Origin of the sequence: Streptomyces sp. DSM 40868 (genome assembly GCF_011820545.1) — a bacterium.
Taxonomy (GTDB): Bacteria; Actinomycetota; Actinomycetes; order Streptomycetales; family Streptomycetaceae; genus Streptomyces; species Streptomyces eurythermus.
In genome coordinates this window covers 6,547,055-6,560,212 of record NZ_CP050504.1, presented here as the reverse complement: position 1 = coordinate 6,560,212, position 13,158 = coordinate 6,547,055, and the positions used below count along the sequence as shown (strand labels likewise).

The 13,158-nt window shown below is 66.8% G+C and carries 14 protein-coding genes and 1 pseudogene; 8 read left to right on the top strand and 7 right to left on the bottom strand.

Annotation, left to right across the window (positions count from 1 at the left end):
* Positions 1-24 precede the first annotated feature (24 nt).
* A complete protein-coding gene (locus HB370_RS29885) occupies positions 25-717 on the top strand; it encodes a response regulator transcription factor (protein WP_030777457.1) in 693 nt (230 codons plus the stop codon).
* The gene (locus tag HB370_RS29880) at positions 710-1,834 is read left to right on the top strand and encodes a HAMP domain-containing sensor histidine kinase (RefSeq protein ID WP_051815415.1); all 1,125 of its coding nucleotides are present in this window, start codon (positions 710-712) and stop codon (positions 1,832-1,834) included. The genes HB370_RS29885 and HB370_RS29880 overlap by 8 nt, the downstream gene beginning before the upstream one ends.
* On the opposite strand, the gene HB370_RS29875 is transcribed toward HB370_RS29880, so the two are convergent.
* Together HB370_RS29875 and murF are read right to left on the bottom strand one after the other, a co-directional pair.
* Positions 1,819-2,931: a peptidoglycan bridge formation glycyltransferase FemA/FemB family protein gene (locus tag HB370_RS29875; RefSeq protein ID WP_030777453.1), complete on the bottom strand. Its 1,113-nt coding sequence runs from the start codon at positions 2,929-2,931 to the stop codon at positions 1,819-1,821. The two genes, HB370_RS29880 and HB370_RS29875, sit on opposite strands and share 16 nt — an antisense overlap.
* A gap of 8 nt (positions 2,932-2,939) precedes the next feature.
* Positions 2,940-4,322: a UDP-N-acetylmuramoyl-tripeptide--D-alanyl-D-alanine ligase gene (murF, locus tag HB370_RS29870; protein ID WP_037700608.1), complete on the bottom strand. Its 1,383-nt coding sequence runs from the start codon at positions 4,320-4,322 to the stop codon at positions 2,940-2,942.
* Between the two features lie 300 nt (positions 4,323-4,622).
* Here murF and HB370_RS29865 point away from each other — a divergent pair, with 300 nt between their 5' ends.
* The 4 genes from HB370_RS29865 (at position 4,623) to HB370_RS29850 (ending at position 7,939) form a co-directional block, all read left to right on the top strand.
* Positions 4,623-5,663, top strand: coding sequence for a D-isomer specific 2-hydroxyacid dehydrogenase family protein (locus HB370_RS29865; protein ID WP_078637372.1), 1,041 nt, complete (start codon positions 4,623-4,625; stop codon positions 5,661-5,663).
* Entirely contained in the window at positions 5,651-6,691 is a 1,041-nt protein-coding gene (gene vanA / locus HB370_RS29860) for a D-alanine--(R)-lactate ligase (RefSeq protein WP_030777447.1), read from the top strand. The genes HB370_RS29865 and vanA overlap by 13 nt, the downstream gene beginning before the upstream one ends.
* Positions 6,688-7,296: a D-Ala-D-Ala dipeptidase VanX gene (gene vanX / locus HB370_RS29855; RefSeq protein WP_030777445.1), complete on the top strand. Its 609-nt coding sequence runs from the start codon at positions 6,688-6,690 to the stop codon at positions 7,294-7,296. Before vanA ends, vanX begins: the two co-directional genes overlap by 4 nt.
* Positions 7,297-7,486: 190 nt before the next feature.
* A complete protein-coding gene (locus tag HB370_RS29850; protein WP_051815351.1) occupies positions 7,487-7,939 on the top strand; it encodes a hypothetical protein in 453 nt (150 codons plus the stop codon).
* A 210-nt stretch (positions 7,940-8,149) separates the two neighbouring features.
* On the opposite strand, the pseudogene HB370_RS29845 reads toward HB370_RS29850, so the two are convergent.
* Positions 8,150-8,248, bottom strand: a pseudogene (locus HB370_RS29845) (IS5/IS1182 family transposase); the annotation flags it as partial.
* Between the two features lie 116 nt (positions 8,249-8,364).
* Here HB370_RS29845 and HB370_RS29840 point away from each other — a divergent pair.
* The gene (locus tag HB370_RS29840; RefSeq protein ID WP_157855538.1) at positions 8,365-10,569 is read left to right on the top strand and encodes an NACHT domain-containing protein; all 2,205 of its coding nucleotides are present in this window, start codon (positions 8,365-8,367) and stop codon (positions 10,567-10,569) included.
* Positions 10,570-10,657: 88 nt separating this feature from the next.
* Here the strand turns inward: HB370_RS29840 and HB370_RS29835 are convergent, their stop codons facing one another.
* Positions 10,658-11,146 (bottom strand): Imm1 family immunity protein, encoded by a 489-nt coding sequence (locus tag HB370_RS29835; RefSeq protein ID WP_078637369.1) that lies wholly within the window; start codon positions 11,144-11,146, stop codon positions 10,658-10,660.
* 315 nt (positions 11,147-11,461) lie between these two features.
* Between HB370_RS29835 and HB370_RS29830 the strand changes: the two genes are divergently transcribed.
* Positions 11,462-11,719, top strand: a complete 258-nt coding sequence (locus tag HB370_RS29830) for a hypothetical protein (protein WP_030777432.1) — start codon at positions 11,462-11,464, stop codon at positions 11,717-11,719.
* 51 nt (positions 11,720-11,770) lie between these two features.
* Here HB370_RS29830 and HB370_RS29825 read toward each other — a convergent pair whose 3' ends face one another.
* The 3 genes from HB370_RS29825 to HB370_RS29815 are packed head-to-tail and all read right to left on the bottom strand — an operon-like array spanning position 11,771 to position 13,007.
* Positions 11,771-11,956, bottom strand: coding sequence for a DUF397 domain-containing protein (locus HB370_RS29825; protein WP_030777430.1), 186 nt, complete (start codon positions 11,954-11,956; stop codon positions 11,771-11,773).
* Positions 11,953-12,141, bottom strand: a complete 189-nt coding sequence (locus HB370_RS29820) for a DUF397 domain-containing protein (RefSeq protein ID WP_030777428.1) — start codon at positions 12,139-12,141, stop codon at positions 11,953-11,955. Before HB370_RS29820 ends, HB370_RS29825 begins: the two co-directional genes overlap by 4 nt.
* Positions 12,138-13,007, bottom strand: a complete 870-nt coding sequence (locus HB370_RS29815) for a helix-turn-helix transcriptional regulator (RefSeq protein WP_030777420.1) — start codon at positions 13,005-13,007, stop codon at positions 12,138-12,140. Before HB370_RS29815 ends, HB370_RS29820 begins: the two co-directional genes overlap by 4 nt.
* Positions 13,008-13,158 lie beyond the last annotated feature (151 nt).

Below are 13,158 nucleotides of genomic sequence, written 5' to 3'. Positions count from 1 at the left end.
GGCACCGGCTCCTAGCATGAGGCCATGCGCGTCTTAGTCGTCGAGGACGAGCCGTACATGGCGGAGGCCATCCGCGATGGGCTGCGCCTGGAAGCGATCGCGGCCGACATCGCCGGTGACGGTGACACCGCTCTGGAGCTGCTGAGTACCAACACCTACGCCATCGTCGTCCTCGACCGGGACATCCCCGGACCTACCGGTGACGAGATCGCCCAGCACATCGTCGCCTCCGGCAGCGGCATGCCGATCCTCATGCTGACCGCTGCCGACCGGCTCGACGACAAGGCCACCGGGTTCGAACTCGGCGCCGACGATTACCTCACCAAGCCCTTCGAGCTGCGAGAACTCGTGCTCAGGCTCAGAGCACTCGACCGCAGGCGCGCCCACAACAGACCACCCGTGCGTGAGATCGCGGGCCTGTGTGTGGATCCCTTCCGCCGCGAGGTCTACCGCGATGGCCGCTACATCGCGCTCACCAGGAAGCAGTTTGCCGTGCTCGAGGTCCTCGTCGCCGCCGAAGGTGGTGTCATCAGTGCGGAGGAGTTACTGGAGCGCGCGTGGGACGAGAACGCGGACCCGTTCACCAACGCCGTGCGCATCACGGTCTCGGCCCTGCGCAAACGCCTCGGCGAACCCTGGCTGATCGCCACTGTGCCCGGAGCCGGCTACCGCATCGACACGGGAGCGGACGCCGATGGCCGGACGGCGCGTGAGTAGACGTCCGGGGCTGAGCGTCCGCCTCAAGCTCACCCTCAGCTACGCCGGGTTCCTCGTGGTGGCGGGCACCTTGCTGCTTGCCGCCGTGTGGGTGTTTCTCCTGCGGGGAAGGTCGAACAGTTTCGACCTCCCCGATCGGTCCGACTTCCTGCGCGTCTTCGACCCGACCAATTTCGGCCCGATCGTCTTCGTCCCGGCGGGGATCATGGTGCTGGCGTTCTTGCTGGCGTTCGGCCTCGTGGGCGGGTGGGTCCTGGCCGGCCGGATACTCGCCCCGCTGATACGCATCACCGACGCCACCCGCCGGGTGGCGAACGGGCCGCTTTCCTACCGGATACGCCTGCCGGGCCGCCGCGACGAGTTCCGTGAACTCGCCGACTCCTTCGACATGATGCTCGCGCAGTTCGAGGCCCACGTCGCCGAGCAGCAACGATTCGCGGCCAATGCCTCGCATGAACTGCGCACCCCGCTGGCGGTCACACAGGCGCTTCTCGACGTGGCCCGCAACGACCCGGACCGCGACATCGGCGAGCTTGTCGAGCGGCTGCGCGTGGTCAACACCCGGGCCATCGACCTCACTGAGGCACTGCTCCTGCTCAGCCGCGCCAGCCAACGCTCCTTCATCAGGGAACACGTCGACTTGTCCCTCCTGGCGGAAGAAGCCACGGAAACGCTCCTGCCCTTGGCGGAGAAGCGCGGCGTCAGCATCGAAACCTCCGGCGAGATGAGCGTCACCATCGGCTCACAGGCCCTCCTGCTGCAGCTGACCACGAACCTTCTGCACAACGCGATCGGGCACAACCTGCCCGACCAGGGGGTCGTGTGGGTGGGCACCACCGCCCGCCCCCGCACCGTTGTGCTCACCGTCGAGAACACCGGCGAGAAACTCACCTCTCAGCTGGTCTCGACACTCACCGAGCCGTTCCGGCGGGGCACCGAGCGCCTGCACACCGGCCACGCGGGTGTCGGCCTCGGCCTGGCGATCGTCAAGAGCATCACCCAGGCGCACGACGGGACCCTCACGCTCACCCCCCGCCCCGCCGGAGGGCTGCGCGTCACGGTGGAACTGCCCGCCGTCGGCCATCGCCGGCCGCCGCGGCCTCAACGGGACATGTAGACGTCGAATGCCTTGTAGAGCAGGCGATTCAGCGGCAGGTCCCACTCGCCGAGGTACTCCACGGCTTCGCCGCCGGTGCCGACCTTGAACTGGATCAGGCCCAGATGCGGGGAGTTCTTGTCCACGGTGTCGGTGATGCCGCGCAGGTTGTAGACCGTGCATCCGGCTGCCAGCGCATCGGTGATCATCCTCCACTGCACGGCGTTCGACCCGCGTACCTCCCGTTTCGCCGTGGCGGAGGCGCCGTAGCTGTACCAGGCGTGTCCGCCGACCCGGATCCAGATGGTGGAGGCGACGAGGTCGCCCTCGTGGTGGCCGAGGTAGAGCCGGATCCGGTCCTCGTCCTCGGCCGACAGCGCCTCGAACATGGCCGGGAAGTAGCTGAACGGCCGCGGGACGAAGTGATCACGTTCAGCGGTCTCGAGGTAGATCCGGTAGAAGTCGGGCAGGTCCTCGACACCGCCCTGGGTCACGATGACGCCCGCTTTGCCGGCCTTCTTGATGTTGCGCCGCCAGAGCTGGTTCGTCCCCTTCAGAAGTTGATCCTCGTCCTTGCCGGCCAACGGGACCTGGAAAACCCAGCGCGGCTGTCCGGCGGAGAATCCTTCTGTTTCCTTCGGCGGGCGCCAGCCCAGCTCGCGCAGCTGGCTGCGGGCCCGGGCGGCGGCCTCGCCGACCGTGTCCGGCGGCACGTCGCCGAGCCTGGTGACCGCCGGGTCGGCGATCGCGGCCTTGACCGTCTCGGCACTCCAGGTACGGGCCACCGCCGTCGACCCGATGCGTATGGCGAAGGCGCCGGAGCGCTTGATGTGCTCCACCAGCGGGCCGAGCCAGCCGGCCAGATCGTCCGAGGCCCAGTCGATCACCGGTCCTTCGGGCAGGTACGCCAGCGACGTCCTGAACCCGGGCAGCCGCCGGTACAGCACCAGGCCGGCGCCGACCAATCGGCCGCGGTCGTCGAACCAGCCCAGCGACTGCGACCCCCACCCGCTCTTCACCGACGCCCAAGCCGGGGTCTGCAGGAAACTCACCGCAGGCTGGGCCGCGTTGAACGCGGCGTGATCGCTCGCCGTGATGACCCGTACCCGATATGCCACAGCCTCTCCTACCTGTCGTTCCTCGGTCGGTCTGCCGGTACACCGGGGCGTTCGGACACGAGCGCGGCGGCGACCTCGTCGAGGCGCGCCCCGCGGGATGCCTTGACGAGCACCACATCGCCGGTCGTGAGCCGGCCGCGCAGCCACTCGACGGCCGCGGCGTTGTCGGCCAGCGCCACCGCCCGCTTCCCGGCTCCGTCGGCGAGCGGCGGGGCACCGACCGCGACCACCACGTCCGCTCGGTGGGCGGCGTACTCCCCGATGGCGCGGTGCGCGGCCTCGCTGCCGTCGCCGAGTTCGAGCATCTCGCCGAGGACGGCGATGCGGTGCCCGCCCTCGATCGCCGCCAGCGTGTCCAGGGCGGCTCGGGTCGAGTCGGGGTCGGCGTTGTAGGAGTCGTCGAGCAGCGTCGCGCCACCGGCGAGCGCACGTAGTTCCAGGCGCCACTTCGACAGGGACACTGTGGGCAGCGCAGCCGCGGCCGCATCGAGGGAGACCCCGGCCGCCAGCCCCACCGCCGTGGCAGCCGCCGCGTTGAGTGCCTGGTGGGTGCCCACGAGCGGCAGCGTGACCGGAGCGCAGGCGGTGGCGGTCCGCAGGGTGAAGGACGGCCGGGCAAGCCGGTCCAGCACCACGTCGAGTACGCGCACGTCGGCGTGTTCCGCCCGGCCGAAGGTCAGCACCGGGCGGTCGGTGAGCGAGCGCATCGCGGCCACCCGGGGATCGTCGGCGCTCAGGACCGCGGTGCCGCCGGGCGCCAGACCCCGCACCAGCTCACCCTTGGCACGGGCGATCGCCTCGCGCGAACCGAGATGGCCGAGGTGGGCCTGGCCGACGTTGAGGACCACACCGATGTCGGGTGCGACCAAGCCGGTGAGCTTGGTGATGTCGCCGATGCGGCGCACTCCCATCTCCAGGACGAGGAAGCGGGTGGCCGCGCCGGCCCGCAGCATGGTGAGCGGCACGCCGAGTTCGTTGTTGCGCGACCCGGCCGTGGCGATCGTCGGCGCGGCGCTCGTCAGCACGGCCGCCAGCAGGTCCTTGGTGCTGGTCTTGCCGCGGGAGCCGGTCACCCCGACCACGGTCAGCCCGTCGCGCAGCCGTGCCACGACGTGGGCGGCGAGCGCCTGCAACGCGGCTTCGACGTCCTGGACGACGACGGTCGGCAGCGCCGTGGGCCGGGAGCCGAGCGCGGCCACCGCGCCGGCCCGGCCGGCCTGGACGGCGTAGTCGTGGCCGTCGGCGTGTTCGCCGGCCACGGCGACGAAGAGGCCGCCCGGCTCGGCCCGCCGGCCGTCGAGCGCGGCAGGCGCGGTCACCGTCACGGCGTCGTCGCCCTCGACCCTCCCGCCGACCACCGCGGCGATCTCGCCGAGGCTGAGCGGGATCATGCCCGGACCGCGCAAGGGCCGCCGGGGTGCGTCGGGACCCGGCCGCCGGCCAGGACGGCGGGCGGGGGCGGGACAGAGAGGTGGAAGGGGGCAGAGCCCGGCTCGCTGTTCTTCATGCCCTCCAGCCAAGAGGGTGTGATGTTCCCTGAGCGTATTCGTTTTCCGATACGGCGACGAAATGCTGCCGGGCCGCCCCGGCCCTGCTCCGGGACCGCCCTGTGAAGGCGACGGCCGCCATATCGTCGGCGTATCAAAAAACGCATACGCGTCGGCAACGCCACGCTCTCTTGTCTGGAAGACATGAGTTCCAGTGGACCAACACGAGCGGCGGTGCGCCGCAGCCGAGCGCCGGCGCCGTCCTCACGGGCCGTCTCCACAACGGGAATCACGGTCTACGGATGCGAGCCGGACGAGGCCCTTCTCTTCCGGGAAATGGCGCCCCGCTTCGGCGTGGAGCCGACCATCACGAAGGAAGCGGTGTCCGAAGCCAATGCCGGCCTGGCCGCCGGGAACCGATGCGTCAGCATCGGCCACAAGACGCGCGTCACCCGTGCCACGCTCACCGCGCTGAGCCGGGCCGGTGTGGAGTATCTCTCCACGCGAAGCACCGGATGCGACCACATCGACGTGAGCTACGCGAAGAGCGTCGGAATCTCCGTCGGAACCGTGGACTATTCCCCCGACAGCGTTGCCGACTACACGCTGATGCTGATGCTGATGGCCGTGCGCCACGCGAAGGCCACCGTCCGCCGCACGGATGCCCATGACTACCGGCTGAGTGAGAAACGCGGCAAGGAGCTGCGCGACCTGACGGTCGGAGTGGTCGGCACAGGGCGTATCGGCACAGCGGTCATCGACCGGCTGCGAGGCTTCGGCTGCCGCGTGCTGGCCTACGACCGTCGCCCCGGCACCGCCGCCGATCACGGGTCGGTCGACGAGCTGCTCCGGCACAGCGACATCGTCACGCTCCACACCCCGCTCACCGCGGAAACCCGCCATCTCCTCGATCACCGGCGTATCGAACGGATGAAAGACGGCGCGTTCATCGTCAACACCGGGCGCGGGGCGCTCATCGACACCGAAGCCCTTCTGTCGGCGTTGGAAAGCGGCAGGTTGGGCGGTGCGGCGCTGGACGTCCTCGACGGTGAGGAAGGAATTTTCTACACCGACCGCCGGAGCAAGCCCATCGGGAACCGCTCCCTGTTGCGTCTACAGGAGCTGCCGAATGTGGTCATCAGCCCGCACACGGCCTATTACACCGACCACGCGTTGAGCGACACCGTCAGAAACACTCTCGTCAACTGCCTCGACTTCGAAAGCGGGAAAACATGGACAGGCTGAAGATCGGCATCATCTTCGGGGGCTCTTCCGAAGAACACGCCGTCTCCGTCAAGTCCGCCCAGGAGGTGGCGAAGAACCTCGGCGCCGATACCTACGAGCCGTACTGGATCGGCATCACGCGCTCCGGTTCCTGGAAGCTCTGTGGCTCGCCCGGCGCGGACCTGGAGAACGGCGGCGCCCGTCCGGTCGTACTGTCACCCGACCGAAGCGTCCACGGACTGCTCGTCCTGGAACAGGGGCGGTTCGAAGTGATCCGGCTGGATCTCGTGCTGCCCGTTCTGCACGGCACACTCGGCGAGGACGGAGCGGTCCAGGGGCTGTTGGAACTCTCCGGCATCCCCTATGCCGGCTGCGACATCCAGAGCTCCGCCCTGTGCATGGACAAGTCCTTGACCTACACCATCGCCAGGAGCGCGGGAATCGCCACACCGAAATACTGGGTGGTCGCGGCGGACGAAAAGATCGATGCCGGGCAACTTCCTTATCCCGTCTTCGTGAAGCCGGCCCGTTCGGGATCGTCTTTCGGAGTCAGCAAAGTCACCGGAGAAGAGGACTTGCCGAGTGCGCTGGAGGCCGCACGGCAGTACGACTCGAAGGTCCTGATCGAAGAGGCCGTGGCCGGGAGCGAGATCGGCTGCGCGATCCTGGGGGACCCGTCCGCCCCGATCGCGGGCGAGGTGGACCGCGTGGCCCTCTCGCACGGGTTCTTCCGGATCCACCAGGAGGACTCGCCCGAGACCGGATCGGAGAACTCGACGTTCATCGTCCCCGCCGACATCTCCGAGGAGTCACGCCGGCTCGTCCGGGAGAGCGCCAAGACCGTCTACCGCGCGCTGGGCTGCCAGGGGCTCGCCCGCGTGGACATGTTCCTCAAGGACGACGGCCAGGTGGTGCTCAACGAAGTCAACACCCTCCCCGGCCTGACCTCCTACAGCCGCTATCCCCGCATGATGGCCGCCGCGGGCCTGCCGCTTTCCGACGTGATCGACCGGCTCGTGTCCATGACATTGCACCAGAAAAAGCGATGAACGGCGACTTCGCGTACCTGGACGAGTTGGTGCCCGGAATCCGGTGGGATGCCAAGTACGCCACTGCGGACAACTTCACCGGAAAGCCGGTGGACGGGTATCTGGCGAATCGGATAGTCGGCACCGAGGCTTTGTGTACGGCCCTGGGGCACGCGCAAGAAGAAGCCGCGTCCCTCGGCTTCGGCCTGCTCGTCTGGGACGGATACCGTCCGCAACGCGCCGTCGACTGCTTCCGGCGCTGGTCGGAACAGCCGGAGGACGGCCGGACGAAGCAGCGCCACTACCCCAACATCGACAGATCCGGGCTCTTCGAGAAGGGATACGTGGCGGCCAAGTCGGGCCACAGTCGCGGCAGTAGCGTCGACTTGACGCTCTACAGCCTCTCCACCGGAGAAAACGTCCGCATGGGCGGCGGCCACGACCTGATGGACCCGGTCTCACATCACGGAGCAAGAGGAACAACGCCCGCCGAAGCGGAGAACCGCGAGCTCCTCTGCTCCATCATGGAGAAGTGCGGATTTTCTCCCTACGCCTGCGAGTGGTGGCACTACACGCTCAAGAGGGAGCCTTATCCAGATGTCTATTTCGACTTTCCCGTCACGTGACGGGTGCCTCCCCTACGTCTCGCAATGGGGAAGCCTGGACCGGAACGACGAGGTCGTCATCCGGCGTGCCGCCCCGTCAAGGCTCGACGTCTTCCTGAGACGCGCAGCCTCGTCGCGACCGCACGACTGGGCCTCTGACGGGTACCACTCGTACGAGGAGTACCTCTTCTGGTCCCGCAAAGTCTGCGGCTTGGCATGCCTGCAGTCCCTGCTCCACGGCTGGACGGACATCCGGCTGCCGATGCGTGAACTCCTCTCGCTGGCCCTGGAGCGGGGCTGCTACGTGGTGGAGCCCCAGGGCAAGGTCCGGGGGCTGATCTACAGGCCCTTCATGGCCTGGGTCAGCTCACACTTCGGGTTCGCGTGCCAACTGGTCGAGAACACGCCGATCCAGGAATCCGCCCGAGCGGTGCGCCCCGGGCAAGCCCTGATCGCTTCGGTGTCTCCCGAGATACGCGACCCGGGTACCCGCGAGCCGCGACGGGGAGGGCATCTCGTGCTGGTCCACGAGGCCCATGGCGGGACGGTACGGTTCCACAACCCGTCGGGCTACTCCCACAACGCGGACTCGGCGTCGCTGCCCATGCACGTATTCGAGCGCTTCCACGCGGGACGGGGAATCCTGGTCAGCGCGCCACCGTGAGGCACGGCCACCGCCGGTACCGGGTGGGCGGGGTGGCGCTCATGCCGTGGGTACGGGCGGCAGACGTGAGAGAGATTTACGGCGTGCTACCGGCCGGATCGCTCACCACCCGGAGTTCCCGGCGTCGAGTGCGGCAAGTGTCAAAACCAGGAGAGGGACAGCTGTGCGCCGGTCACTGCCAGTTGGCCGGTCGTCGTCCGGTGTCGTCGACGACCTGGCGGCCACACTACGGTCGCGGGCGGGTACCAGGGTGCCGTCGACGATGCAGACGGTGTCCTTGCGCGGCCGACGGGCCGGCGAGATGGCCAGTCGCCACCAACAACACCCGGTGCCCGCAACGGACGCACCCCGCCACACGGACAACGTTCAGTAGCCATCCCTTGTTGAACGACGCGTGGACAGGGGGACTGACTATGGTGTCGGACATGGGCACCAGAGGGCGTCGTCGTGTTCGCGTGGCGTTGTGGGGGTCTGGCGTAGCTGTGGCCTTTCCGGTCATGTGGGGGTTGCTGTGGACGGCAGAGGCGCTCCACAGCAAGTCACTGGATGTCGGCGACCAGGCAGGGGTCCTCTCGTTCGGGGCGGCTGTAGTCGGGTTGGTGGTCAGTGTCGTCTCGCTCTTGGTGGCCTGGCTCAGCTATCGGGCTGATCGGCAGGAGAACATCGCCGAAGTCACGGAACTCGCGGATGCCTTCGCCGCATCGGTGCGGGCCGAGTGGGAGACCGAGGCACGGTTGCGGCGTCTGAACGACCCCTACCCCCTGCCTGTTTCCTGGCAGGCCGCATCGGCGGAACTGGCCGAGCCGTGGAGTACCTTGACTGCTCGCCCTGGGGCCCGGAGCACAGCGGGCCCTGAGGATTTGGCAGGGCAATACGAAGATATCGGAACACTGTTCCGCGACCGACTGCCGTTCCGGCGGCTGATCCTCCTAGGAGAGCCCGGTACCGGCAAGAGCATGGTCCTCGTGCGTCTTCTGCTCGATCTCTGCGCGGAACGACAGAACGGGGATCCAGTTCCCGTTCTGTTCTCCCTCTCGTCCTGGAACCCCGCGGCCGAGGAACTCAGCCAGTGGCTCGAGCGGCAACTGCGTATCCACCACCCGGCGCTCGCCGCGCAGCACCGCGGCGTGACACGAGCCCGCGCGCTGCTGGACCATCGGCTTGTCCTCCCGTTGCTGGACGGCTTCGACGAGATGGCCCCGCATGCACAGGCTGTCGCCTTGGACGCGGTCAACCAAGCCCTGCCCGTCGATTGGCCTTTCGTCCTCTCCAGCAGAACGACCGAATACCGCAGAGCACTGGAGCCGGACGACGGAGTGCCGGTACGCCTGAACGGCGCCACGGCGATCACCCTGCAACCACTCGATGCCGCCGCAGCCAGTACCTACCTGATCCGAGACGCCGGTGGCGCCCACAGTTCGGCGGCCGGTAGATGGGCACCGGTGCTGACCAGCCTCGGCACCAACTCGCCTGCCGCTACCGCGTTGAAAACCCCTCTTGCCTTGTTCCTCGCACGGACGATTTACAATCCGAGGCCCGGTGAAGGTCGCGGTGGGCTGCCCGATCCCGGCGATTTATGCAATGAAGGGCGGTTCCCCGATGCGAACGCCGTGCTGACGCATTTGTTCCGGGCCTACGTTCCAGCAGCCTATCGGCCTCATCCGCAATCCCCATGCCCTTGGACTGCCGAGCAGGCTCAGCATTACCTCGGCACACTGGCCGGCCTCCTCGAGCAACGCGACAGCGGAACGGACATCGCTTGGTGGGAGCTGGCGTCAAGACTTCCGCGCAGCGTGATGATGTTCCTCAAGGTGGTTGCTTTGACGGTCTTCACCACCTTCTGCTTCTTCTGTGTACTCCTGGCCAACGACCTTTTTTTCTATGCACCCGATCACGTCTCATTTTATGTCACCGAATCACTCGGACGTCTGGGTGTCGGTTTTCTTTTCTCTGCGGTAATTTCCGTGGTTTTTGTTCTCCTTCTTCAGATCGCGGAGCGAGAAGTTCCGGCGGTGAAGTTGCAGTGGCGGCCATCTCGCTCTGTGCTCTACCGAACGGCTCTGGCCGGATGTGCGGGCGGAGTCGTCCTGGCCTTTTTCACTTTTGACACCCCTGACAGGGTGGCCGGATTCTTCGTTTCGACAGTTCTGGCCGGCGTACTTACGGGGTGGAGAGTGGCACCCACGGATCTCACCAGGAAGACATCTCCCCTCCATGTGCTTGCGGAGGATCGTAGGTCACTTATCGCTCTGAGTGTACGAATGTCAGCCCTTGGGCTGCTCGGCGGCCCGACGGTCTTTGCTGTCGTCGTGTTGATCAATTGGGCCAATGTTGACGACTGGCAGAATTTCGGGCCGGTAGGCATGTGGCATTTTGCGTTCTACATGGTGCTCGGTCTGGGCGTGAGCATTTCTTTTACTGCCGCCATCGCTCTGCACAGGACCGCCTCCGCACCGTGGTTCCTCGTGCGGCACTATCTCGCCTTTCGGCGTCTCCTGCCCAGGGATCTTCTCGCGTTCCTGCAGGATGCCCACGAGAAGCGAGGCGTGCTCAGGCAGGTCGGTGCCGTCTATCAATTTCGCCATCTGCATCTACAGCAGCAGTTGCGCGCCACCTTCAGCGATGAGTAATGAGCCCGTGACGAGGCCGACAACAGCCCACTCCGGGACATGACGAAACCGTCCGGAGTTTCTCCTTCTTGAATCAGGTCGGTCACGTCTATTCATTTTCTTCGTAGAGTTCCCCGGTGAAGTGACCCTTCACCCACTCCACTCCCGCAGGCCGGAGTCCCGTGCTTTCCCGGAAGTACTCCTCGACGACAGGGCGGACGCCGTCCAGCGCTATCACGCTGACCCTGTTGAAGTAGCTGGGGCTCCATGGATCGCACACCACTCGCGGGTCCGCTTCCGGCGGGGAAGGGTTCCGCGAGACCCACACGTGTTCTGCGACCTCCGCTCCCGAGACCGCGGCGACCTCTTCACTGAATTCACCGTCACAGTACCAAAGCAGCGCCCCGTAACCCGAGGTGTAGTCCAGGCCGACGCCGAGGATGTTGTCCATGACAGCCTCGTCGTTTCTTATGATTTGGAAGTCTACGCTCAGGTATCCCTCCTGCTTCTCTTCCGTGAATATCCGGTCCAAGTACTCTTGCGTTTCCGAAGCCGTCGTCAGGTAGAACGGCTCGCGATCGAAGACTTTCACAGCCACTCTTCCATTCTCCTACCCATCAAGGGCGAGGGGCACTGGCAGGGTGCGCATACCCGACCGTCGACCTGGGTGACCTCGACGACGCGCAAACCCCCTCGGCCGAGCAGGAACTCCTCGGAAGATCCGCGCGGCTGACCGCAGGGCTCCGTGGTAGACGTCCCCACCTTTGACGGACGTGAGTACGACCGGATCGCTCGATGGGGTGATTTCCGGGTGGAGGCGGCGGCGTAGAGGTTGGAGCGACGTGGCGTTGGCGAGAGCTGAGGAGGCAGCCGGGGCGCTGGGCCTGGGCGGGCGAGAGCACAGGAGGCATGCGTGGCCACGTACAACACGGAGATTCACACCGGCGGTGGCGGCTGGCAGCGGGACGAGCCGCTGTCGGTGAGCATCTCCAACCGCGGTGATGTGGTGCCCGGGGACGGGAAGCCGGCGGAGGGCACCACCGTGACCTGGTCCTCTCCGGGCGGGGGCAACGGATCCGTGACGTTCTTCGACGACGGAAACCGGTTCGAGGGGACGGCCCAGTACTCCGGCGAAGGACCGGTGGGGTACCGCGGGACCCTCGCCGACTGACTCCGTGCCCAAGGGAGGCGTACCGTCGCGGACGGTACGCCTCCCCGCGGGTCAGCCTCCGGCCGCGAACCGCACGAACCGCGCCCAACCGTCCCGGCCGACGGCGAAGTCCGGGCGCGTGACGTCCTTGGAGTCACGCACGTGCACGGCCTGCTCAGTGACGGCAACTTCGATGCAGTCATCGCCCTGACTACCGCTGTAGCTGGACTTGAACCAGGCGAGTTCCGTCGTGCTCATAGCTCTCCTCCCGCGTACCGTACGAACCGCGCCCAACCATCCCGGCCGACAGCGAAGTCCGGGCGCGCGACGTCCTTGGAGTCACGCACGTGCACGGCCTGCTCCGTGACGGCAACTTCAACGCAGCTATCGCCGTCGGTTCCGCTGTAGCTCGACTTGAACCAGGCGAGTCCGGTCGTGCTCATAGCTCTCCTCGCAGTTGCTCCAACAGACCCCGTGAGAGTGTGGGGTTCAGGGCCTGCGACCGCAGTGTGTCATAGCGCTGGTAGAGGAGACTCACCTCTTTGGCGTCCGCGATCAATCGCCCGTTTCGTTGGCCTTCCGAGTAGGCGAGGCGTCGGTGCTCAGGCGTTTCCAGTAGCTGCACCGGCCCGTCCAGACACCCATGGCAGTCGGCGTCCACTGGCACGATCTGGAGCTTCACGTTTCGCAGGGCGCTCAGCTTCAGCGTGTGGTCGATCACGTCCCTCATCACCTCGGCTCCGCCGAGCCGACGCCGGAAGACGTGCTCCTCCACAATGAAGCTGAACGGAACGTGAGTCCGCTCGTACAGCGTCTTTTGCCGTTCCAGCCGGGCAGCAACCTGCGCTTCCAGCTTCTCGTCCGACAGGAGCGGGATGTTGTTGTCGAACACCGTCCGCGCATACCGCTCCGACTGCAACAACCCCGGCACCAACCGGCACTCATACGTGCTCAGGCTCACCGCGACCTTCTCCAGCTTGGCCCAGCGGCGGAACCATGCCGCGAGGCCCGCCTCTCCCCGGGTCAGGTACTTCGCGGCTCTGCGGAGCGCGCCCGTGTTGCCCGACGCCTCCTCCGCGCGTTCCACGAAGGACTCGTCGGGCATACGCCTGCCCAACTCCACCGATTCCACGGTGTGTTTGGAAAACTGGACCAACCGCGCGAACTCCTCCCTGCTCAGTCCGGCGTGTTCGCGCAGGGCCTGGACGACCGCTCCGAACGTCCGCAGACTGTCGGAGGGATCGGGCTCCCGCTCCACCTCGGGGACCGCCAGGTCGTCCTCGTTCTCGCTCGCGCCGTCGTGCGTCATCCGCGGCCACCTCCAGGTGCGTACGTTCCGTGCTGCGTCCCCCGCGCTCGACGGCACCCAGAGTGACGGCAGGGAATGCGTACCGTCTACCGAAAGTGCCCGTACGCTGACACAGCGTACGGGGCGGGCCTCTGGAACAACGCGGTTCACG